The following is a 22242-nucleotide window of genomic DNA, read 5'->3' as shown; positions in this document are numbered from 1 at the left end:
AATGAATATTCCTTGGTTTTATCTGTCTTTCGGATCCAGCGCGTCGCGCAGGCCATCGCCAACATAGTTAAAGCAGAATAAAGTCAGGACCATAAATATCGCAGGGAACAACAGCTGCCAGATGGCAATCTCCATTGTTTGTGCCCCTTCTTGCAGCAAGGCGCCCCAGCTGGTCATTGGCTCCTGTACACCCAGACCAAGGAAACTCAGGAAAGATTCGGTCAAAATCATCTGCGGTACCAGCAGTGTTGAATACACAGCAACAATACCCAGTACGTTAGGCACAATATGACGGGTAATAATATTCCAGCGGCTGACACCAGATACATGGGCAGCTTCGATAAACTCTTTGCTGCGCAGTGACAACGTCTGACCACGTACGATACGGGCCATATCCAGCCAGGAAATAGCGCCAATCGCCACGAAGATCAGCATGATATTACGACCAAAGAAGGTCACCAGGACGATCACAAAGAACATAAACGGAATCGAGTACAGAATTTCCAGAATACGCATCATGACACGGTCGGTGCGGCCGCCAAGAAAGCCGGACGTTGCGCCGTACAAGGTGCCGATAACAACAGCAACCAGAGCACCGAGAATGCCGACCATTAATGAGATACGGCCGCCGATCAGGGTACGCGTATACAAATCACGCCCCAGACTGTCTGTGCCGAACAAGTGACCTTCCGAACCAAGACTTGGCGCGGCATGCAATGCATACCAATCGGTGTCATCAAAGGCGTACTGACTGAACATAGGCCCGAAAATAACAGCCAGGCAGATCAACGACAGAATAGCCAGGCTGATCATAGCGGCTTTGTTACGTGTAAATCGGGTACGGGCATCCTGCCACAGACTGCGGCCTTCAATTTCCAGCTGCTCTGAAAACTTCTCTACCGCGTTTACGTTTTCTTTTTTAGTTAACATCATCGGTCAGCTTCCTTAGTAGCGGATTTTCGGATCGATATACGCCAGAACAATATCAACAATAGCGTTGAACAGAATGGTAAGCGTACCGATCAGAATAGTAATACCAAGCACCAGTGAATAATCACGGTTGAAGGCTGCATTCACGAAAAGCTTACCAATTCCTGGCAGACCGAAGATGGTTTCAATCACAACAGAACCAGTAATAATACCGACAAATGCAGGGCCCATATATGAGACAACAGGCAACATCGCTGGCTTGAGCGCATGCTTGACAATGATATACGGGTAACTCAGGCCTTTGGCACGGGCAGTACGGATAAAGTTGCTGTTCAGTGTTTCAATCATGCTGCCACGGGTAATTCGGGCAAATGTCGCCACATACAGCAGCGCCATCCCTAACATAGGCAGCAGCATGAATTTAACCGAACCATCCTGCCAGCCACCAGCAGGTAACCATTGCATGTTAATTGAAAAGATATAAATGAGGACAGGTGCCAGAATAAAGGATGGCATCACCACCCCGGCCATGGCCGTAGACATTATCAGGTAATCCAGCCAGGTATTTTGCTTGAGTGCGGCAAGGGTACCGACAGTGACCCCCATCACCAGCGCAAACACAAAAGCAAAAAAACCAATTTTTGCAGAAACAGGCAAGGCACCCTGAACCAGCTCATTCACGCTGAAATCTTTATATTTAAAAGACGGGCCAAAGTCGCCCTGCAGGATATTACCCAGGTAAGTGGTGTACTGTTCGAAAACAGGCTTATCCAGACCATACTTAGCTTCGATATTTGCCATCACTTCCGGCGGAAGTGGACGCTCACTTGAGAACGGATTACCCGGCGCGAAGCGCATCAGGAAAAATGAGATTGTGATCAAAACCAACAGCGTTGGGATCGCCTCAAAAATCCGTTTTGCAACAAATTTAATCATAATTGTTACCGACTAATAGCTGTGACAGAAATGCGGCATTTCCTCCTCCTGAGGAGGAAATGCCGTTGGTCTTATTTTTTTGATTGGTACGAACGTTTAGTTCGCTTTAATGTACAGATCTTTGGTGAAGATCTTCTCTTCCGCATTGTTATATGGGAAGCCGCCAACTTTCTGACTTAACAAGCGAGGTTTTACGTATTGATAGATAGGCGCGATTGGCATATCTTTCGCCAGCAGTTTCTCAGCCTCGGCGTACAGAGCTTTACGCTCAGCATCAGACGTTGAGTCAAGAGCTTTAGCCATGATGTCATCGTACGCTTTGCTGTGATAGCGAGGATCATTTGAAGAGTTGTTGCTTTGCATCAGAGACAGGAAGCTTGATGCTTCATTGTAGTCGCCACACCAGCCGGCACGGGTAACTTCAAAATTACCCTGACGACGGTTGTCCAGATAGGTTTTCCACTCCTGGTTTTCCAGCTCAGTGGTCACACCCAAGTTCTTCTTCCACATAGAAGCTACAGCGACTGCAATTTTCTTGTGGTTTTCTGAGGTGTTATAGAGCAGTGTAAAGTTCAGCGGGTTGCTGCTGTCGAAACCTGCTTCTTTCAGCAATTCTTTGGCTTTCGCCACACGCTCTTTCTGCGTCATAGCAGCATATTCTGGCGCAACCGGATCAAAGCCAGCCGTGATCTCCGGTGTCAGGAAATAAGCCGGTTTCTGGCCCTGGCCCAACAGCGCTTTGGTGATGATGTCACGGTCAATCGCGTAAGTCAGGGCTTTACGTACACGCACATCATTAAATGGCGCTTTTTCGTTGTTAAAACCGTAGTAGTAAGAACACAGGTTACCCGTAATGGTAACTTCTTGCGGGTGCTCTTTTTCCAGGCGGCGGAAATGCTCATTGGGCACTTCATACGTGAAATCAATTTCACCGGCCAGGAAACGATTCATTTCTGCAACCTGGTTTTCGATTGGCAGGTAAGTCACTTTGTCGATGACAGTGTGCTCGTTATCCCAGTAGTAAGGGTTGCGCTTCATTTCGATGCGTTCATTCACAACCCAGTTGTCCATTACGTAAGCACCGTTACCCACGAAGTTTTCTGGCTTGGTCCAGTCATCACCAAATTTTTCAACCACTTTCTGGTTGACGGGTTTCACTGTGGTGTGGCCCATCATCTTAACGAAGTAAGGAACGGCCTGCTCAAGCTCGATGCGCAGTGTGTTGTCATCTACTGCGAAAACACCCAGCGAGCTAACTTCTTTCTTCCCAGCAATAATCTCTGCAGCATTCTTCATGGTAGTCATTTCCAGATACCATGAATAAGGGGAAGCAGTAGCAGGATCTACCGCACGCTTGAAGCTGTATACGAAGTCACCGGCTGTGACAGGATCACCGTTTGACCATTTAGCATCTTTGCGCAGGTGGAAAATAAACGTGCGGTTATCTTTGGTTTCCCAGCTTTCTGCAACACCTGGAACTGTATTTCCGTCACCATCCTGGTTAACCAGACCTTCCAGCAAATCGCGAATTACGTGGGACTCCGGCACACCTTCCGTTTTGTGCGGGTCGATAGAGGCAACTTCAGTACCATTACCACGTACCAGTTCTTGCTTCTCAGCCAGTTTCACACCAGCCGGTACATTTGCGGCCATTGCAGAAAATGAAGCTGCTGCAACAGAAACACCCGCGCCAAGCAGAAGTGCCTGAGTAATTTTGTTCTTAAACATGCATTATCTCCAATACATTATTTCATTGCGTCCATGACTTTCTTCGACCAGGTTAATGATAACCGTTATCATCCATTGTTATTCCAATTAACAATGATAAAACAGCCGAAGAATTGGTTGAAAACTTTAACAGTAACTAACAATATTTGCCATAAAATCATCACAAAACAGCGAACACACCTCATAAAAATGACTAATAAAGACAAAAGTTTCGATTGAAAATACACAGACAGATAATTTATCCACTTTATTCATCGTTAATAGTCAATACAGCTAAACATACTGATAACATGAATAAATGTGCAATTTAATAACATAACAAGTCACAAAGTCATCATTTTATGTGGAATGAATTTAAGTCTTAACAAATATGCAACCTTTAACTTTTAGAATCTTGATCGAACGCAACAAAAAAAGCGCCAAAATTGGCGCTTTCTAAGACAAAATAATCGTTATTTTCGATCTGATTCAGTTCTTAACTGTTCGTGGCTGTCATCAAACGTCTCACTTTTTCCTTCTCGCTGCATGTCTCGATCATCATGCATCTGATCAGAAAATGGGGCTCTAATGCCCGCATCTTCCAGAATCTGTTTAACTCGTCTGTTTGATACGCGTCTGTGCTTCATACCCCCTCCTTTGCTAAAACAGAAAATCAATGTGTTATTTACTGCAGTAAAATTCCAGGCTGGTAAAAACAATTATGCCTTCACGACTGGCGCAAACACCACCGCGGCCGTTTCCCGCAGATATTAACTATGGCACAAAATTTCATGCTCTGCCGAAGGCGGATTTTAAGAACAAAAGCGCATAAAAAAAACGCTGTTAGATTTTGTTTTCACATCCCCATTCCAACGCAATATTCAAGTATCTCAGCCAGATTTTTAGCGCTAATATCACCGATATTGGCAGGGCTATTCTACTGGCAGCAGTGAAGGCAAATGCCAATCAACCTGTTCCTGAATATTTCCGTTAGTGATCGAGAGTGCAACTATGAGACCAGCCGGCGGCGCATCACGCCCCAGCCCTTCACGAGTCCGTCATGGCTACATGCCACCAGCGCGTAAAGTGAAAGAAGAAGAAGGTATTAAGTAAGCATGTAAGAGTAATTATCTACTCTTAATGTGATGAAATAGCCCCAGATTTGGGGCTATTTTTTGTTTTGTACTTTTTTGCTGTAACCTGCTTATAAACATAAACCCGGCACCATGGCACCGGGTTCAAAGGCAGTAGTATTTGCAAGTTACGAACTGCAGTTACGTTTCTTAGAAGTAAACGTAGTAACCAACAACGATTTTATTATCGCCATCGACAATTTTGGTGTCGTAACCATTACCAGTGTTAGCATCTTCATAGGCAATTGTTGCACCGTCATTGTAAGCGTATTCCAGGAACGCTTTAGACCAGCTGTTTACTTTATATGTTGTACCAACATAGATTTGAGTAAAATCTTCTTCCATGCCGTTGCTTACATCGTAATTTACAAATTCATAACCAGCGTAAGCATTTGCTTGGCTATTGAAACTATATACACCTGACAGCTGATAACCATCCATGTCGATTGAATCGCTGTTGCTCTTATCTTCGATAGAACCGTTCAGATAAGTGAAGGCAATACCAGCGGCCCCCATAGTGTATTCTGCAGTAACCTCAGCATGTGTGTTTTTCACATCACGGCTACCAGCATCAGCAAAAGCAGCAGCGGACACCACACCACCACCAGCATGCAGGTTGAGATTACCAAAAGAAGTACCAACAAAGAACTCTGTTGCTTCTGGGTTTGCACGATCTTCAGACATGTTGTACGCAGAGTTAATCCAGAAAGATTCACCTTCGTAAACATACTTGATCATTGAGTCCAGCTTACCGCCAGTAACTGCTTCTGAGATGAAACCAATTGGCGCACCACCATAGTAGTTAGAATAATCAGCACCCCAAACGTCATCTGCAGGCGTGGTCTGGAAACCAAAGCTGACTTTACCGTAATTAGTTTCAACACCACCAAAGTGCAGACGGCTCTGAATATCTCCAGTCATACCCACTTCGTATTGGCCAAAAACACTGACCTGATCATTTACCGCAAATTTTGCTTTTACACCTGTACGGGAGCTTCCTGCATCCAGTTTAGTGTCTTTGTCTTCTTCTTGTTTAAAAACTGTACGAATCTGGCCATACAACTCTACGTATTTGCCTTCTTCGTTGATCAACTCATAAGCATTCGCTGTGTTGGCAATCAATAAGGTAGGGATTGCTACTGCTAAAAGTGTCTTTTTCATTTTACATTCCTCTAACGATTTTATGTTATTTGGCCCCATCCAAGGACGACAAAAACTTAACAGGCACTGAACAGCGGCGCAACAGAACATTTCAACATCAACGCAACAAAATAGTATAAAAAACCACCAACTTGCTAAACGTGATCACGATCCACTGTGAATAAATAACCAGTTAAATAAAATAAAAAACCAAAAAAGAAGGATTGCATTGAATGCAGGATATCATTTCATTCACAAAGCTGAACCTAAGCTTAATTATTTTTGGTTATAAGAATTATAAAATTAGAATTAAAAAGATATAAATATTTTTTTGAACTTTCTAGATTAGTGGTCTTTTAAGCACAATAAAAAAGTGTCATTTTTCACCCTTTATATTGTTAATACTGTGTTTACAAACATAAGTGGAGCAAAAATTCGCCACCACAATGGGAGACTGGTTTTATACATCGGGTATGCATTTTTTAAGCAAAGGTATGCATTTGATATTAACGTAAAATAACGTTAACAAAGAATATGTCAGCTAGAGATCACAGTTCAATGCGGGTTATTAGGATGGTTTCACTGTTGCGGATAGATTAACAGGTGTTTTACTCTAGTCTCAGGGAGACAATAGAAGACACACCTATTAATCAGGTTTAACATTTATTTTTGCCAGCGCTGCCTGGCTTGCTGGTCCGTTTCTCTGGCATCGACCCAGCTGGTTTCACCTTCCCTGACCTCTTTCTTCCAGAAAGGTGCCTCGGTCTTCAGGTAATCCATGATGAATTCACAGGCTTGAAAAGCCGCTCCCCGGTGCGCGCTGGATACCCCGACAAGCACTATCTGGTCGCCTGCAGTTAACTGACCAACCCGATGGATGACAGTTGCAGCCAAAACCGGCCAGCGTGACTTCGCTTGTTCAACAATAGATAGCAACGACTTTTCCGTCATGCCAGGATAATGTTCAAGAGTCAGAGTCGACACTGATTCACCCAGGTTCATATCCCTGACTTTGCCGACGAAAGTCACCACAGCGCCAGCCTGGTTTCCTTCGGCTAAGGCTTGATATTCCTGCGCTAAACTGAAGTCCTCAGCCTGCACGCAAATCTTATCTGTCATCTTTCACCCCCCGGTAACCGGTGGAAAAAAGGCCACTTCATCGCCGTCGTTCAGTTGGATATCCAACGGGCAGATAGTTTGATTGACGGCCACTAACAATTTATCGTTATCCAGTGCCAGCGCCCATTTCTCACCGCGCGATGATAAAAATGCACGTAAGTCTTCAGCTGTTGGATACTCAAACGGTACTTGCAATTTATCTTCACCGATCAATTCGCGCACTTGGGCAAAAAACAGCACAGTAATCATAAGCCCTCTCCCTGTATATCCGTTGTTACCTGAAAATCGCCGGATTTTCCGCCGCGTTTTTCCAGCAACCTGACAGGGCCGATAACCATGTCTTTCTGTACCGCTTTACACATATCATAGATGGTCAACGCCGCCACCGATGCCGCCGTCAGGGCTTCCATCTCAACGCCGGTTTTCCCTGCCAGCTTACAGGCAGAGACAATACGTACCCTGTTCTGTTCAGGCTGAGCCTCTAACTGAACTTCAACTTTCGATAACAGCAGTGGATGGCAAAGGGGGATCAGATCCCAGGTTTTCTTTGCCGCCTGAATACCTGCAATTCTGGCGGTAGCAAACACATCACCTTTGTGATGCTGGCCGGAGACAATCAATTGCAGTGTTTTATCCGACATGGTGACGAAAGCTTCAGCTTTCGCTTCACGAACGGTTTCCGCTTTTTCCGATACGTCCACCATATTCGCTTCGCCGGACGCATTAATATGAGTCAGTTCTGTCATTAGTTTCTCTTTAATATTGAATCTGGGAAAACTGCGTCAGCCGCCGATAGAAGCCAGATGCGGCGTCATACCCGTAATGCCATCCTGCAGGTAATGACTGATTGATTTTTCTGTCAGTCCCCCCCGGATTCTGGCGATCAGAGCATCATGCTGATTATCGCTGGCCAGTAAATCACGCAGCTCAACACCATGATCACCAAAAAGACAAAGATGCAGCTTACCCCGCGCCGATACTCTCAAACGGTTACAGGTGGTACAAAAGCCTTTTTCATAAGGCATGATCAGGCCAATCTCGCCCAGATAATCAGGATGATAGAAAACCTGTGCCGGACCGTCATTCAACCCGCGGGGTTTAAGTAGCCAACCATTGGCGATCAACGTATTACGAATACTGACACCGGACACATGGCGCTGTTTGAACAGCTCATCCATCTCTCCTGTCTGCATCAGTTCAATGAAGCGAAGCTGAATCCGGCGATCTTTTATCCATGCCAGAAACTGCGGTAGCTGCTCGGCATTCATGCCTTTGAGCAGCACAGTATTCACTTTGATCTGCTCGTAGCCGGCTTCAAAGGCTGCATCGACACCTCGCATTACCTGGTGAAACAGATTTTCACCCGTAATGAGATGGAACTGGCGGGGATCCAGGCTATCGACACTGACATTAATATTTGTCAGCCCGGCCAGGCGCCATTGATGAACTTGCTTCTCCATCCGGTATCCATTGGTGGTGGTTGCCACTTTTTCGATACCAGGCTGTGAAGCAACAGTATGGATGATGTCGGTAAAATCCCGCCGCAAGCTCGGTTCACCGCCGGTGATCCTTACTTTGGTGGTGCCGCAGTCAGCAAAGGCCGACGTGACACGGCGAATCTCGTCCAGGGTAAGGAAAGAGGGCTTTTTCCCATGCTCAGGATGATAGCCATCAGGCAGACAGTAAGTACACCTGAAGTTACAGACATCAGTGATTGACAGGCGCAAATAATAGAATTTGCGCTGGTAGTTATCTTCAAATTGTTTCGCCACGGAACACCTTTCCAAATACGGGAGGCCAGCTCATTTCTGAACTCACCCTGAGTGAAACCAGCACAGGCCGGTCACTGGCGACACCCTCTTATCATGGACGATTCCGTTATGCCTTCATGACTTAGAAGAGAGTCGCTCGGAGTTTTGATGGCAGTTATGCGTCAGAATATTTTACAAAGAATTTTCACACTCTTCACAGAAAACACACAACAGCGTTGTAATTTCACATTACCAGAGTTTAGCTCTGATTGACAAATAATTGAGAATTACCTTTTTAAGTCTACCCCTAGCCCACAGAAGCGACAATACTACTAAGGAGTAGTCTCTTTTATCTGAGCGGATGTCGGCAGGGAGGGGTTATGTCGGACATTGTAGAATCTGCAACCGTTGAAGACATTGCTTTGTATCTACAACGGGAAGAAGGGATTGATGCCCATCTTGCCCGCAGTCAGGCCAAGCAGGTCATAGACAGCTTTACCGATATGAGAAGCAAAGGGTTAATCAAGGGCTGGTATTTTGACGAGCAAAATCATTTAGAACTGTTACCCAGTGATGCTGCAATGAAAATCATCGCTAATCATAAGTAGGATCGCCGCAAACAGTTATGCTACCTGTACATGCAATTTGCAGAGGCATATTTGCAATTTGCAAAGCGATTTGCATTTCAAAACGATGGCAAATTTATGACAGGGCTATACTGCATATGAAAATCCGGCATCCAATTTGCAGTAGGTATGTTAAGCAACGTCGATGAGACCAAAGACCAACTAAAATGAAAAAATTGGAGCCGACAATGAGTGACATGATCCCACTGATATTTCAACAGCGTCACATCCTGCCAGGCGGTCGGATCCCAGTGCGTATCCCGCCGGGCAGCCAGATGGAGACATTCAAAGTTGCCCTGGCATCTGACAATGGCTTCGGCATCTGCATGTTCGATGAGGACGAACATGGTCAGCATTTTTGTTACATAGGTACGCGAGTGACTGTCGAAGATTTTGACATTTCAAGTCAGGATGGCGCTTTGATCGCGACCTTATACGGACACAGTAATTTCCGGATAAAATCGCTAAATCAAGCTGACAATGGCGTGTTTTATGCTGTTCCTGAAGACATTCCCCAGTGGCCTGATATGACACTGCGCGATGATCAGCAACCACTGGCTGAAAAACTTCAGGTAATGTTTAACAATCACCCTGAGTTGGACAAGCTGCATCAGACGAAATACCTGAATAATCTCAGTTGGTTATGCCAGCGCTGGCTTGAATTACTGCCACTGCCGGCATTTCAGAAACAGGCCTTACTGACAGCGCCAAATTGCCTGAATACGTACGACTATCTTCAGAGCATCATGCAGCAAAACCACTGAACATTGTTCGCCAGCCAGCACTGAAATCAGTGCTGGCTGCACATTTTATTCCACTGCAGCGGAATGCCACTTTCCCACTCGCCCGCCCTTGGGTACACTTCCATTCAGCACACTATTCAATAACGAGCATTCCTTAACCTATGAGCAGCCATGTATCTCCAACCTCTGCCAGAATTGTCGCTATCGGCGGTGGTCACGGCCTGGGGCGAATTCTGTCTTCCCTTTCCTGCTTTGGTTCTCATGTCACAGGCATAGTGGCGACCACTGACAATGGCGGCTCTACCGGGCGCATCAGAGCATCCATGGGCGGCATTGCCTGGGGAGATACCAGAAACTGTATCAATCAGTTAATCACTGAACCGTCTATTGGCTCAATGTTATTTGAATACAGATTCAGAGGTAATGGCGATCTGAACGGACATAATCTTGGCAATCTCATTCTGACTGCTTTAGACAACTTATGTATTCGTCCACTTGAAGCCATTAACCTGATCCGGGAAATCCTGCACGTGGAGACCCAGATCCTCCCGATGTCAGAACATCCGACGGATTTGGCAGCCTGGTTACCCGACGGCAATATCATTAGCGGTGAAACCAGTATTGATGAGCTGCAACAGATCCCGAAGCGCCTGTTTATCGAGCCTTCCGTGCCCGCGACTAAAGAAGCGTTAATAGCAATAAAAGAAGCGGATCTTGTCTTGCTTGGACCGGGCAGTTTTCTGACCAGTATCATGCCGCCACTGCTGTTAAATGACCTCGCCTATGAACTGAAAATCTGTAATGCACCCGTTTATTTCATAGCCAATCTCGATAAAGAAAAAGGGCCGGCAGGCAGTATGTCACTGGAAACTATGTTGTACTGGTGCGAAAGGGCGATGGGGGGAAGAAAAATTGACGGTGTTTTATCGGACAAACACAGGCCAGAGCTGAACGAAAGCTATGACCAGGTGGTTGGGGAGTTTGCCTCCCGCAACCATGAATGGCGCCATGACCGGCAGAAGCTAAAAAATGCGGTTGAAAGCCTCCTGATCCGACGCTAAATGCCGGTACTGTTGCGCCATGTCGCCCACTAACTGTTGCAGCTCAGGTAAGTGATCGTTGACCCAGGACTCTTGTCCCTGCTTAACTCTCGATTCGCACTCCTGAGCCATTTGGGCTAATTCATCAGCCCCAAAACTGGCGGCGCTGCTTTTTATCGCATGGCTAATCTCCCGGATTTGCATCACGCTGGGCTGCTCAGTTAATTGCTGTAAATATTGCTCTAACTCGCCGCTGAAAACTTCAAGCAAGAGTGCAACAGTTTCCTGGCCAACTTCAACAGCCAAGCGTTTTAATGTTGCTTCATTAATAATGGCAGTCATTTATTCTTTCTCCCTTTGACTACTCTCGGCCTCTTGCCAAGCCTGTAATTTTCTATAGATAGTAGATGGGCTGACTTCCAGTAAACCGGCAGCTCTGGGGATATTCCCGTCACAGGCTGCGATTGCTGACTGTATTGTTCGCTTCTCTACCTTCCACAATGGTTCAATCTGACTGGGACTCGCAACGGACAAACTATCCAAACTGTGGATAACCGTTCCAGGTTCCGGTAAAGATGATGTGGACACAGCACTAACTGATGCAATTTCAACGCCAGAAACTTGCTTGAGGGATGGAGGGAGCATCTGAACGAGTACTTCTTCGCCATCATTGAGCACAACAATGTTGCGGATAACGTTTTGCAACTCACGCACATTCCCGGGCCAGGTGTGCTGACGGAAGCGTTCAATTACATCTGGTGAAAAACGGCTAAAGCGCTTCCCTTCTTCCACCGAGATATGCCCCAGCAAAGCATGAGCAATTTCAATAACATCGTCGCTGCGATCACGAAGCGGCGGCAAACTGATAGGAATAACATGCAGGCGGTAATACAGGTCTTCACGAAACCGCCCTTGTTTAACTTCTTCCCAGGGATTGCGGTTGGTGGCACAAACAAAGCGAACATCAACCGAGCTGGTTACGGAAGAACCCACCTTCTGAAACGTGCCGGTCTGAATAAACCGTAGCAATTTGCTTTGCAATTCCAAATCCATTTCGCAAAGCTCGTCCAAAAACAAGGTGCCCTTGTTTGCCAGCTCAACAGCGCCTTGTCTTTCTGTCAGCGCACCGGTAAACGCGCCTTTTACATGGCCGAACAATTCACTTTCAATCAGTTCTTTGGGTATAGCCGCACAGTTCAGTGCAACAAATGGGCAATTGGCGCGCGGACTCGCGGCATGAACGGCTTCAGCACACACTTCTTTGCCTGTGCCACTCTCACCGGTTATAAATACCGTCGCTTTACTCGATGCTGCGGATTCTATAACGCGATACACCGCCTGCATTGGCAGACTGGTCCCGATAAACCCTTGATATTGTGCGCCCTGAGTGACTGACATTGCTTTATTGTCGTTTTTGTCATTTTTCAGGGCATTGTTCACCGTGATGCGCAGCCGATCCGCTTCGCAGGGTTTGATCAGGAAATCTTTAGCGCCATAACGCATCGCTTCCACGGCCACATCAATGGAGCCATGGGCTGTCATGATCACCACGGGCAACTTAGGGTGATGCTTACGTACCTGCTCAAGCACCGTCATGCCTGTCATGTCAGGTAATCGTAAATCTAACAGTACCAGCTCAGGCACCGAGTCTTTCATTGCTGCCAGAGCTTCCGCACCGGTACCGACTATTTTGACGTCTAACCCTAACGGATTAAGGTAGGATTTATACAAGGCCGCAACTGATGCAGTATCTTCTACCATCAGTACTTGTCGTGCTTTCAGCTTGTTATCCATTTATCCTCCGACGCAGTTTCCCTGATCTAATTGTAATCACTGGAAAAAATTACTGCCTGCTGACTTTTGTATTATCGGCCATTTACCATTTCGCATTGCAAATCGGTTTGCAAAATGCAAAAAACTATCTCTAGTATAACTTTTTTGTGCAGACATGGTGACCAGAAATCCCAAATAATCACTTTCCGAGGCACTTTAAAAAGTTGGCACGCTTGCTGCATTAATATAACCGACTCTGATAGAGTCAACCTAGCCAACTGACGTTGTTTGTGGAATATTTCACTTAAACAATGATGCCAACCGAACGATTTACGGTTGGCTTTTTTTTTGGCTGCGTTTCAGCGGAAGGGTCGCAGGAAGCCACCCTCAGACTGGGAGGCCCTTTCAGCTGTTAGCGATGAACTGCTCGCGAAGCGAATGAATTTGATCACGTAGCTGTGCCGCTTTCTCAAATTCCAGTTCCTGTGCCATATCATACATTTGCGCTTCCAGTTTCTGGATCTCAGTTTCCAGTTCCTGCGGAGACATCAGGTTATAGCTACCCCGGCGTTCCGCCACTTTATGTAACTGCTCCGCTTTACTGGCTCGGCGTGTACGTCCTTTACCCAGTTCCATGATATCCGCAACTTGCTTATTCAGAGCCTTAGGTTCGATACCTCTTTCCCTGTTATACGCATCCTGCTTTTCCCGGCGCCGTTCGGTTTCAGACATTGCACGCTGCATTGACCCCGTGATGCGGTCGGCATAAAGAATGGCTTTACCCGACAGGTTGCGTGCAGCCCGGCCAATGGTCTGAATCAGTGAACGCTCAGAGCGCAGAAAACCTTCTTTATCGGCATCCAGAATGGCCACCAAAGACACTTCCGGCATATCCAGACCTTCTCGCAGCAGGTTAATCCCGACCAGCACATCAAATTCACCCAAGCGTAAATCACGAATGATCTCGACCCTTTCGACAGTATCTATGTCTGAATGCAGGTATCTGACCCTGACGCCATGCTCATCCAGGTATTCAGTAAGATCCTCGGCCATACGTTTGGTCAGGGTGGTCACCAGCACCCGCTCATTGATCGCTGCACGGAGCCGGATTTCCGACAACAAATCGTCAACCTGCGTAGAAACCGGTCTGACTTCAATGATTGGGTCCAACAATCCTGTCGGACGGACAACCTGCTCCGCAATATCATTACCGGATTTATTTTTTTCATAATCGCCGGGCGTGGCAGAGACATAAATCGTCTGAGGCGCCAAAGACTCGAACTCTTCAAACTTCAAAGGCCGGTTATCAAGGGCGGAAGGAAGGCGGAAACCGTACTCAACAAGATTTTCCTTACGGGAACGGTCTCCTCTGTACATAGCGCCGATCTGGGAGACAGTCACGTGCGACTCATCAATAATCAGTAAGCCGTCAGGCGGCAGGTAATCAAAAAGCGTTGGCGGCGGCTCGCCTTCGGCACGGCCGCTGAGATAGCGTGAATAGTTTTCGATACCAGAGCAAAAGCCAAGCTCATGCATCATTTCCAGATCAAACTGCGTGCGCTGAGCAATTCGCTGCTCTTCCACCAGCTTATTATTGTCAATAAGCTGCTGACGACGAATAGCCAGATCGACTTTGATTTTTTCAACCGCCTCAAGGATACGTTCGCGAGGCGTAACATAGTGGGTCTTAGGATAGATAGTCGCCCGCGGCATATCTTTTTGAATGATCGCGCCGGTCAGCGGGTCAAACCGGCTGATGCAATCCACTTCATCATCAAACAGCTCAATACGAATCGCGTCATGATCGGATTCAGCAGGAAAGATATCGATCACCTCGCCTCTTACCCTAAAGTTGCCACGCTCAAAGGCAAGATCATTGCGTGTATACTGCAGTTCCGCCAACCGCCGCAGAATATCTCGCTGATCCAGCATGTCACCACGCCGCACATGCAACATCATTTTCAGATAAGAGTCTGGATCGCCCAAACCATAGATAGCCGATACAGAGGCAATAATCACCACATCCCGGCGCTCCATTAACGCTTTCGTAGCGGATAAACGCATCTGTTCGATATGCGCATTCACAGAAGAATCTTTTTCTATGAAGGTATCCGTGGAAGGCACATAGGCCTCTGGCTGGTAATAATCGTAGTAAGAGACAAAATACTCAACCGCATTATCAGGAAAGAACTCTTTCATTTCCCCGTAAAGCTGCGCCGCCAAAGTCTTATTAGGTGCAAGTATCAGAGTCGGCCTGTCGGCGCTGGCAATGACATTTGCCATAGTAAATGTTTTCCCTGAGCCAGTGACACCCAGCAGGGTTTGGTGTGCCAGACCGGAATCCAGACCTTCCAATAACTGTTGTATGGCTGTCGGCTGATCCCCGGCCGGGGCAAATGCAGAAGCCAGATTGAAGGATTTACTCATGACACCATCCGAAAAGTTCAGGTAATAGGATCTGATTCCATTGTGAGGCCACCAATATACTTGTCAACCAAGAAAGGTGAAATCAGCTATTGACCCAGACAAAATGTCGACGTAACATCATGCGCCTCAGTGACCTCCCTGCTGACTGCTCACTGTCAAAAAAGTGATAGTTGATGTCAAATTTCCAGCTAAATTATACGCACTGCGAATAGATCACCATCCACAGCTTATCCTCAAACAGCATTTTTTCATTCACAGTCTCCTGATTATGAAATCTGATGTAGAGCTAAAAATCTAATTTGATTTTTTCAGCTTTATCGTTTTCTTTCTTGCTCCTCTGAAACAGCAGCTTATCTGCTCACTATGATATCGATTACAAATAGATTACTCATAAAGGAAGAGCTCCGGTTTGCCGTTTACCCGACCACAATCAACACAGTTATCCACAGTTTCCGTGGATAAGTAGCCCAACCCCTTGTCTCTTCTGGTTTAGCAAAGATCAAGTCATTTTTTCCTGTTCTGACGCGAGACTATTTGGGAGCGATTTACGCCTCAATTCGGCTAAAAGAACAACAAACTTGAAAAACCCTTTGGCTGAGGAGTTGTTATAGCCGTCACAAAGGCAGATAATGTACCGCTCACTGGCAAGCATAAAAAAGTTGGTATGACGGAATACCTGTTACTTCTGATCGGCACCGTACTGGTCAACAACTTCGTTTTGGTCAAATTTCTGGGACTCTGCCCGTTTATGGGGGTGTCTAAAAAACTGGAAACCGCCATTGGTATGGGGCTCGCCACGACGTTTGTTCTCACACTCGCCTCTGTGAGTGCGTATTTGGTCGAAGCTTACATTTTGCAGCCTTTAGGCATTCAGTACCTGCGCACACTCAGCTTTATTCTTGTGATTGCGGTCGTCGTTCAGTTCACAGAAATGGTGGTACACAAAACCAGTCCGACACTGTATCGGTTACTGGGCATTTTTCTGCCCTTAATCACGACCAACTGTGCCGTGCTGGGTGTTGCTCTGCTCAATATCAATGAACGTCATAATTTCATTGAATCCGTGGTGTACGGATTTGGCGCCGCTGTCGGTTTTTCTCTGGTGCTCGTGCTCTTTGCTGCCATGCGTGAACGTATCGCGGCTGCCGATGTCCCCTCACCATTTAAAGGCGCATCCATTGCTATGATAACGGCGGGGCTGATGTCGCTCGCCTTTATGGGCTTCACCGGACTGGTTAAACTGTAATTATGAGCGGAATCTTAATTGCCATTATAGCTATCGCTGTCCTTGCTGCGATTTTTGGCCTGATCCTGGGCTTTGCCGCTGTTCGCTTCAAAGTTGAATCGGATCCAGTTGTTGAACAAATCGATGCCATCCTGCCACAGACCCAATGTGGTCAGTGCGGCTATCCGGGCTGTCGTCCTTATGCCGAGGCGATAGCTAATGGCGATGAAATCAACAAGTGCCCTCCGGGTGGACAGGCGACCATAGAAAAGCTGGCCGATTTAATGGGTGTTGAAGTCAAAGATTCAGCCCATGACGCAGAAAAAAGCATTAAAAAGGTGGCCTTTATTCATGAGGACATGTGTATCGGCTGTACCAAGTGTATCCAGGCCTGTCCGGTTGATGCTATCGCAGGTGCAACAAAAGCCCTGCATACCGTTATCAAAGATGAATGTACTGGCTGTGATCTCTGCGTTGCCCCCTGCCCGACGGATTGCATTGAGATGATCCCGGTTGAATCTACGCCTGAAAGCTGGCGCTGGAATCTGGATCAAATACCCGTGGTCAATCTTCCTGCCACTGAGCACCACGGTAATAAGGTAGAATAACCGTCATGCTGTCTATTATTGAACAACTCAAATTAGGAAAGCTTTGGGATTTTCCGGGTGGTATCCATCCGCCAGAACAAAAAAAACTATCAAACCAAAGCCCGGTTTCAGCAGCCTTTTTACCGGATGAGCTGGTCATTCCGCTTAAGCAACACCTGGGCGCAGTCGGTAGTCTGTCTGTTGCTGTGGGTGATAAGGTGCTGAAAGGCCAGGCGCTGACGCATACCGATGTCGCTCTGAGCGTACCGGTACATGCACCAACATCGGGTGTCATTGCTGCCATTGAGGCAAGAACCATAGCCCACCCTTCCGGCTTATCTGATCGCTGCATCATCCTCAAACCCGATGGAAAAGACAGTTGGGGCACTAAAAACACCATTACCAACTACCTTGAAAGCGAACCGGCTGATCTGATTGAGCATATCCGCAGCTGTGGTATTTCCGGTATGGGCGGCGCTGGCTTTCCTACCGCGCGCAAGCTGCAAAGCGCGTCAGGTAAAACGGATCTGTTGATCATTAACGCCGCGGAATGTGAGCCTTATATTACGGCCGATGACCGTCTCATGCAGGATTATGCCGATGAGATTGTGGAAGGTATCCGCATCATCAGTTATATCCTCAAACCCAAAATGACCGTCATCGGGATTGAAGATAATAAGCCGGAAGCGATTGCAGCACTGACTCAGTCGGTAAAAGAGCAAGACAATATACTAATCCGAGTGATCCCGACCAAATACCCGTCGGGTGGTGAAAAACAGCTGATCAAAATTCTGACCGGAAGAGAAGTCCCAACTCAGGGGATCCCGGCGGATATTGGCATTATGATGCAAAATATCGGCACGGCGCACGCGATAAAGAAAGCCGTCATTGACGGCGAACCGCTTATTCAGCGTGTGATGACGATAACGGGCCAGACCGTCAGTACCCCCTGTAATACCTGGGCTTTACTTGGCACTCCTGTGCAGGCATTGCTCAATCGCTATGGCTATAAAATCGACAAAAAACAGCCTCGCGTAATTATGGGCGGCCCTATGATGGGCTTTACCTTACCGCATACTGAAGTCCCCATCACCAAAACGGCTAACTGCATACTTGCGCCAAGTCGCAAAGAGCTCAGTGCGCCGGGCGATGAAATGTCCTGTATCCGTTGTACTGCCTGTGCAGAAGCTTGCCCGGTTTCCCTGTTACCCCAGCAATTACAGTGGTATGCCAAAGACGGCGATTATGACAAATGTGAAGAATATAATCTGTTCGACTGCATAGAATGCGGGGCTTGCGCCTATGTTTGCCCCAGCGAAATTCCTCTTGTTCACTATTACCGCCAGGCCAAAGCGGAAATCCGCCACAGGAAACAGGATGCATTAAGTGCCGAGCGTGCCAAGCAGCGCTTCGAGGCCAAAAACGCCCGGATGGAACGGGAAAAAGAAGAACGTGAGCAACGCTTCCAGAAAGCGGCTGAGCAACGCCGTAAAGACATGGCAGCCAAAGGAGGCGATGATGCCGTGGCCGCTGCGATTGCTCGGGTAAAAGCGAAAAAAGAAGCGGATGCCGGTACTGAGGTGAAACCTGCCGTGGCCGCCGCGATTGCCAAAGCCAAAGCCAAGCAGGCTGAAGCGCAGGCAAAAGCACAATCAGCTGCACCGGGTGACACAGCCCTGCCAGACAACAGTGAAATGGCAAAACTGCGCGAAGAGCGTAAGCGGCAGGCCCGGGAGCAGAAAGCGGCCAAAGCCGCGGCTGAAGCTGATGCGCCGATAGCCGCGCCTGAAGCAGAAGCAGCCAGGCCGTCAGAGGACGACCCGAAAAAAGCGGCGGTCGCGGCCGCCATTGCCCGCGCTAAAGCCCGTAAAACGGCGCAAGCGGCTGAATCGCAGGCTGAACCACAAACTGATAAACCGGCTGAAGCCGCGTCAGACGAGCAGGCAATAACTGACGTTCAGGCCGACCCGAAAAAAGCCGCGGTTGCAGCAGCCATTGCCCGCGCCAAAGCCCGTAAAGCGGCCCAAGCGGCTGAATCTCAGGCTGAAACACAAACTGATAAACCGGCTGAAGCCACGTCAGACGAGCAGGCAATAACTGACGTTCAGGCCGATCCGAAAAAAGCCGCGGTTGCAGCAGCCATTGCCCGCGCCAAAGCCCGTAAAGCGGCCCAGGCAGCAGAATCGCAGGCTGATAAACCGGCTGATGCAGTAGCAGACGAGCAGGCAATAACTGACGTTCAGGCCGACCCGAAAAAAGCCGCGGTTGCAGCAGCCATTGCCCGCGCCAAAGCCCGTAAAGCGGCCCAAGCGGCTGAATCGCAGCCTGATAAACCGGCTGATGCAGTAGCAGACGAGCAGGCAATAACTGACACTCAGGCCGACCCGAAAAAAGCCGCGGTTGCAGCAGCCATTGCCCGCGCCAAAGCCCGTAAAGCGGCCCAGGCAGCAGAATCGCAGGCTGATAAACCGGCTGATGCAGTAGCAGACGGGCAGGCAACAACTGACACTCAGGCCGATCCGAAAAAAGCCGCGGTTGCAGCAGCCATTGCCCGCGCCAAAGCCCGTAAAGCGGCGCAAGCGGCTGAGAAAGAAGCCGCTGAGAAGAATGCGGATAACAACAACAAACCCAACGAGGAAAACAAGTAGTGGCTTTTAATATTGCCAGTTCTCCCCATGCACACAGCCGTCGCAGCACCAATGACATCATGCGAAATGTCATTCTCTGCTGCGGCCTTGGATTTGCCGCTCAGTGGTATTTTTTCGGATGGGGTGTTGTCTTTCAGGTTTTATTCGCAGGATCGATGGCTGTACTGGCTGAATGCCTTGTCCTGACAATACGTAAACGCCCTCTTCGTCAGGTTCGGGACAACAGCGCGTTATTGACCGGGATTCTGCTGGGTCTGTCCATACCGCCTCTGGCACCGTGGTGGATAGCCGTTATTGGTATTTTCTTTGCCATCATAGTTGCCAAACACCTGTACGGTGGACTGGGGCAGAACCTGTTTAATCCGGCCATGGTCGCTTATGTGGTGCTGTTGATCTCCTTCCCGGTTCCTATGACATCCTGGCTGCCGCCGGCTTCAATCAGTGATCATCCGGTGACTCTGATGGAAAGCATGCATGTGATCTTTACCGGATTTACTGCAGATGGCTTCAGTGTCCACCAGTTGCGTAACGGTATTGACGGCGTGACTATGGCCACGCCGCTGGATACCCTTAAAACATCAATGAAAGCGGGCTTTACCGCATCAGAAGCAATGGAAAGCCCGGTCTTTGGTGCGCTGGCGGGAATCGGTTGGACCTGGGTCAATCTGGGTTTCTTTCTCGGCGGTTTAGTACTGCTGAAGCTACGGATTATTCAATGGCAGATTCCGGTCGCCATGCTTTCGGCTCTTTTCGTGATCAGCTTTCTGGGGTACATAATCAGTCCGGATGGTGCGGCGTCTCCCTTGATTCACCTGTTTTCAGGGGCGACTATGTTAGGGGCCTTTTTCATAGCCACGGATCCCGTTTCCGCATCCACCACCCTGCGCGGACGCCTTATTTTCGGTGCCATGATTGGTATTCTGACCTACCTGATCCGTACTTTTGGTGGTTTCCCGGATGGCATTGCCTTTAGCGTACTCTTGGCCAATATGTGTGTTCCGCTGATCGATTACTACACCCGTCCGCGGACTTACGGTCATTCCTAGGAGCGCCCATGATACTGAAAAACATGCAAAAAAACGGTGGTATTCTGGCTATTTCAGCTTTGCTTGCCACTGCCCTGGTCGCCCTGACGCATCAGGTCACCGCGTCGCGTATCCAAGAGCAGGAACAAAAGCAACTGCTGCAGGTGCTCAACCAGGTAATCCCGAAAGAGAATCATGACAACGAGCTCTACAAGAGCTGTATTCTGATCAGCGATCCGGCGTATCTTGGCACCAGCGAGCCGATGCCGGCCTATCTGGCGACCAAAGACGGTCAACCTAATGGTGTTGCCATTGAAGCCATCGCGCCGGATGGTTATAGCGGCGCCATTAAGGTGATTGTCGGGCTGGATATGACAGGTACAGTCACCGGGGTACGCGTACTGGCGCACCAGGAAACACCGGGACTGGGCGATAAAATTGACATCCGGATCACTGACTGGATTTACAGCTTTACCGGACGCAAACTTAACGGTGAGAAAGACGCTGCCTGGGCTGTACGTAAAGACGGCGGTGACTTCGATCAGTTTACCGGCGCCACTATTACCCCGCGCGCCGTGGTGAATGCCGTTAAGCGAGTGTCGCTGTATTTTAACCAGCATCAGGATACGCTGTTTACTCAACCGGCTAACTGCGAAGGAGCCTGAGCAAAATGAGTTCAACGCCAAATAACGAACTGATGGCTAACGGGCTGTGGCACAACAACCCGGCTATCGTGCAGCTACTGGGATTATGCCCGCTGCTGGCAGTCTCAGCCACGGTCACCAACGCCCTTGGACTGGGCATTGCCACTACTCTGGTGTTAGTGGGTTCTAACCTGATTGTGTCTCTCATTCGGGAGTGGGTGCCAAACGAAGTCCGCATTCCGATTTTTGTGATGATCATTGCGGCGCTGGTCACCTGTGTCCAGTTGCTGATGAACGCTTACACATACGGTCTGTTTTTGTCCCTGGGGATCTTTATCCCTCTGATAGTGACCAACTGCATCATCATTGGTCGCGCCGAATCATTTGCCTCAAAAAATGCACCTATGCCAGCCGTGATTGACGGGCTCTGGATGGGGCTGGGCATGACATCTGTACTGGTGGTGTTGGGTGCAGGACGTGAGATTCTGGGCAACGGCACCTTGTTTGACGGGGCCGACCGGCTGCTGGGTGACTGGGCGTCGGTGCTGCGGATAGAAGTCTTCAGCACAGAGAACAATTTCCTGCTGGCGATGCTGCCACCGGGCGCCTTTATTGGTGTCGGCTTCCTGATTGCCCTAAAAAACATTATTGACAAAAAGCAGGCAGAGAGAACACAGACCGCAGAGAAAAAACCCGAGATCGAGCGGGTTCGTATTACCTCTGCGAACTGATTTTCACGAGCCTTTCATTATGATGAAAGCTCAGCAACATTGATCTCGGTAATTGGC

Annotated in this window: 21 protein-coding genes and 1 riboswitch; of the genes, 9 read left to right on the top strand and 12 right to left on the bottom strand. The window is 48.2% G+C overall.

The features are described from left to right. Window positions 1–18: 18 nt before the first annotated feature. The 9 genes from oppC to moaA all read right to left on the bottom strand — a co-directional run bounded on the left by oppC (window position 19) and on the right by moaA (window position 8737). Window positions 19–930 (bottom strand): oligopeptide ABC transporter permease OppC, encoded by a 912-nt coding sequence (oppC, locus tag L6J37_RS02955; RefSeq protein WP_218383288.1) that lies wholly within the window; start codon window positions 928–930, stop codon window positions 19–21. Window positions 931–945: 15 nt separating this feature from the next. Next, window positions 946–1866 carry an oligopeptide ABC transporter permease OppB gene (oppB, locus tag L6J37_RS02950; protein WP_237794083.1) on the bottom strand — a complete coding sequence of 307 codons (921 nt, stop codon included), beginning with the start codon at window positions 1864–1866 and terminating at the stop codon, window positions 946–948. 96 nt (window positions 1867–1962) lie between these two features. Then, the gene (locus L6J37_RS02945; RefSeq protein ID WP_237794082.1) at window positions 1963–3594 is read right to left on the bottom strand and encodes an ABC transporter substrate-binding protein; all 1632 of its coding nucleotides are present in this window, start codon (window positions 3592–3594) and stop codon (window positions 1963–1965) included. 452 nt (window positions 3595–4046) lie between these two features. After that, a complete protein-coding gene (locus L6J37_RS02940; RefSeq protein ID WP_192015156.1) occupies window positions 4047–4220 on the bottom strand; it encodes a hypothetical protein in 174 nt (57 codons plus the stop codon). A gap of 636 nt (window positions 4221–4856) precedes the next feature. Next, window positions 4857–5867 (bottom strand): porin, encoded by a 1011-nt coding sequence (locus L6J37_RS02935; RefSeq protein ID WP_237794081.1) that lies wholly within the window; start codon window positions 5865–5867, stop codon window positions 4857–4859. 642 nt (window positions 5868–6509) lie between these two features. Continuing rightward, the gene (moaE, locus tag L6J37_RS02930) at window positions 6510–6965 is read right to left on the bottom strand and encodes a molybdopterin synthase catalytic subunit MoaE (RefSeq protein ID WP_237794080.1); all 456 of its coding nucleotides are present in this window, start codon (window positions 6963–6965) and stop codon (window positions 6510–6512) included. 3 nt (window positions 6966–6968) lie between these two features. Beyond that, complete coding sequence (moaD, locus tag L6J37_RS02925) at window positions 6969–7214, bottom strand: molybdopterin synthase sulfur carrier subunit (protein ID WP_192015153.1); 246 nt, start codon at window positions 7212–7214, stop codon at window positions 6969–6971. Then, window positions 7211–7711 (bottom strand): cyclic pyranopterin monophosphate synthase MoaC, encoded by a 501-nt coding sequence (gene moaC, locus L6J37_RS02920; protein ID WP_192015152.1) that lies wholly within the window; start codon window positions 7709–7711, stop codon window positions 7211–7213. Before moaC ends, moaD begins: the two co-directional genes overlap by 4 nt. 36 nt (window positions 7712–7747) lie before the next feature. Then, window positions 7748–8737, bottom strand: coding sequence for a GTP 3',8-cyclase MoaA (gene moaA / locus L6J37_RS02915; protein WP_237794079.1), 990 nt, complete (start codon window positions 8735–8737; stop codon window positions 7748–7750). After that, a riboswitch (molybdenum cofactor riboswitch) is annotated at window positions 8726–8892 on the bottom strand. Its footprint overlaps the gene before it by 12 nt. A 204-nt stretch (window positions 8893–9096) precedes the next feature. Here moaA and L6J37_RS02910 point away from each other — a divergent pair. From L6J37_RS02910 to yvcK, 3 genes are all read left to right on the top strand, one after another. After that, a complete protein-coding gene (locus L6J37_RS02910) occupies window positions 9097–9324 on the top strand; it encodes a hypothetical protein (protein WP_027252790.1) in 228 nt (75 codons plus the stop codon). Between the two features lie 206 nt (window positions 9325–9530). Then, window positions 9531–10106 (top strand): LON peptidase substrate-binding domain-containing protein, encoded by a 576-nt coding sequence (locus L6J37_RS02905; protein WP_237794077.1) that lies wholly within the window; start codon window positions 9531–9533, stop codon window positions 10104–10106. A 140-nt stretch (window positions 10107–10246) separates the two neighbouring features. After that, the gene (gene yvcK, locus L6J37_RS02900) at window positions 10247–11146 is read left to right on the top strand and encodes a uridine diphosphate-N-acetylglucosamine-binding protein YvcK (RefSeq protein WP_218382904.1); all 900 of its coding nucleotides are present in this window, start codon (window positions 10247–10249) and stop codon (window positions 11144–11146) included. Here yvcK and L6J37_RS02895 read toward each other — a convergent pair. From L6J37_RS02895 to uvrB, 3 genes are all read right to left on the bottom strand, one after another. Next, window positions 11108–11467, bottom strand: coding sequence for an Hpt domain-containing protein (locus tag L6J37_RS02895; protein WP_192015149.1), 360 nt, complete (start codon window positions 11465–11467; stop codon window positions 11108–11110). The two genes, yvcK and L6J37_RS02895, sit on opposite strands and share 39 nt — an antisense overlap. Then, complete coding sequence (luxO, locus tag L6J37_RS02890; protein WP_225445094.1) at window positions 11468–12919, bottom strand: quorum-sensing sigma-54 dependent transcriptional regulator LuxO; 1452 nt, start codon at window positions 12917–12919, stop codon at window positions 11468–11470. It abuts the gene before it with no gap. Window positions 12920–13303: 384 nt separating this feature from the next. After that, a complete protein-coding gene (gene uvrB / locus L6J37_RS02885; RefSeq protein WP_192015148.1) occupies window positions 13304–15325 on the bottom strand; it encodes an excinuclease ABC subunit UvrB in 2022 nt (673 codons plus the stop codon). Between the two features lie 664 nt (window positions 15326–15989). Between uvrB and rsxA the strand changes: the two genes are divergently transcribed. Genes rsxA through L6J37_RS02855 form a run of 6 tightly spaced genes read left to right on the top strand, consistent with a single transcriptional unit; the run spans window position 15990 to window position 22185 of the window. Continuing rightward, on the top strand, window positions 15990–16571 hold the full coding sequence (gene rsxA, locus L6J37_RS02880) for an electron transport complex subunit RsxA (RefSeq protein ID WP_120511351.1): 582 nt from the start codon (window positions 15990–15992) through the stop codon (window positions 16569–16571). A gap of 2 nt (window positions 16572–16573) precedes the next feature. After that, window positions 16574–17158 (top strand): electron transport complex subunit RsxB, encoded by a 585-nt coding sequence (gene rsxB, locus L6J37_RS02875; protein WP_027252797.1) that lies wholly within the window; start codon window positions 16574–16576, stop codon window positions 17156–17158. A 5-nt stretch (window positions 17159–17163) separates the two neighbouring features. Further along, entirely contained in the window at window positions 17164–19785 is a 2622-nt protein-coding gene (rsxC, locus tag L6J37_RS02870; RefSeq protein ID WP_237794076.1) for an electron transport complex subunit RsxC, read from the top strand. Next, window positions 19785–20831, top strand: a complete 1047-nt coding sequence (rsxD, locus tag L6J37_RS02865; RefSeq protein ID WP_237794075.1) for an electron transport complex subunit RsxD — start codon at window positions 19785–19787, stop codon at window positions 20829–20831. Before rsxC ends, rsxD begins: the two co-directional genes overlap by 1 nt. Window positions 20832–20842: 11 nt before the next feature. Then, complete coding sequence (rsxG, locus tag L6J37_RS02860) at window positions 20843–21475, top strand: electron transport complex subunit RsxG (protein WP_237794174.1); 633 nt, start codon at window positions 20843–20845, stop codon at window positions 21473–21475. A gap of 5 nt (window positions 21476–21480) precedes the next feature. After that, window positions 21481–22185 (top strand): electron transport complex subunit E, encoded by a 705-nt coding sequence (locus L6J37_RS02855; RefSeq protein WP_161455574.1) that lies wholly within the window; start codon window positions 21481–21483, stop codon window positions 22183–22185. The last annotated feature ends 57 nt before the right edge of the window (window positions 22186–22242 follow it).

It is taken from the genome of Photobacterium sp. WH77 (assembly GCF_022014395.1).
Lineage (GTDB): Bacteria > Pseudomonadota > Gammaproteobacteria > Enterobacterales > Vibrionaceae > Photobacterium > Photobacterium arenosum.
This window is presented reverse-complemented; position numbering and strand designations above follow the sequence as displayed.

What these genes read in the sequence shown, in the direction of transcription:
- L6J37_RS02945 (WP_237794082.1), bottom strand. Translation starts at nt 3,594, where the DNA reads ATGTTTAAGAACAAAATTACTCAGGCACTTCTGCTTGGCGCGGGTGTT.
- L6J37_RS02940 (WP_192015156.1), bottom strand. Translation starts at nt 4,220, where the DNA reads ATGAAGCACAGACGCGTATCAAACAGACGAGTTAAACAGATTCTGGAA.
- rsxC (WP_237794076.1), top strand. Translation starts at nt 17,164, where the DNA reads ATGCTGTCTATTATTGAACAACTCAAATTAGGAAAGCTTTGGGATTTT.
- L6J37_RS02910 (WP_027252790.1), top strand. Translation starts at nt 9,097, where the DNA reads ATGTCGGACATTGTAGAATCTGCAACCGTTGAAGACATTGCTTTGTAT.
- moaD (WP_192015153.1), bottom strand. Translation starts at nt 7,214, where the DNA reads ATGATTACTGTGCTGTTTTTTGCCCAAGTGCGCGAATTGATCGGTGAA.
- L6J37_RS02895 (WP_192015149.1), bottom strand. Translation starts at nt 11,467, where the DNA reads ATGACTGCCATTATTAATGAAGCAACATTAAAACGCTTGGCTGTTGAA.
- moaE (WP_237794080.1), bottom strand. Translation starts at nt 6,965, where the DNA reads ATGACAGATAAGATTTGCGTGCAGGCTGAGGACTTCAGTTTAGCGCAG.
- L6J37_RS02855 (WP_161455574.1), top strand. Translation starts at nt 21,481, where the DNA reads ATGAGTTCAACGCCAAATAACGAACTGATGGCTAACGGGCTGTGGCAC.
- uvrB (WP_192015148.1), bottom strand. Translation starts at nt 15,325, where the DNA reads ATGAGTAAATCCTTCAATCTGGCTTCTGCATTTGCCCCGGCCGGGGAT.
- rsxB (WP_027252797.1), top strand. Translation starts at nt 16,574, where the DNA reads ATGAGCGGAATCTTAATTGCCATTATAGCTATCGCTGTCCTTGCTGCG.
- moaC (WP_192015152.1), bottom strand. Translation starts at nt 7,711, where the DNA reads ATGACAGAACTGACTCATATTAATGCGTCCGGCGAAGCGAATATGGTG.
- yvcK (WP_218382904.1), top strand. Translation starts at nt 10,247, where the DNA reads ATGAGCAGCCATGTATCTCCAACCTCTGCCAGAATTGTCGCTATCGGC.
- oppB (WP_237794083.1), bottom strand. Translation starts at nt 1,866, where the DNA reads ATGATTAAATTTGTTGCAAAACGGATTTTTGAGGCGATCCCAACGCTG.
- L6J37_RS02905 (WP_237794077.1), top strand. Translation starts at nt 9,531, where the DNA reads ATGAGTGACATGATCCCACTGATATTTCAACAGCGTCACATCCTGCCA.
- rsxA (WP_120511351.1), top strand. Translation starts at nt 15,990, where the DNA reads ATGACGGAATACCTGTTACTTCTGATCGGCACCGTACTGGTCAACAAC.
- luxO (WP_225445094.1), bottom strand. Translation starts at nt 12,919, where the DNA reads ATGGATAACAAGCTGAAAGCACGACAAGTACTGATGGTAGAAGATACT.
- oppC (WP_218383288.1), bottom strand. Translation starts at nt 930, where the DNA reads ATGTTAACTAAAAAAGAAAACGTAAACGCGGTAGAGAAGTTTTCAGAG.
- L6J37_RS02935 (WP_237794081.1), bottom strand. Translation starts at nt 5,867, where the DNA reads ATGAAAAAGACACTTTTAGCAGTAGCAATCCCTACCTTATTGATTGCC.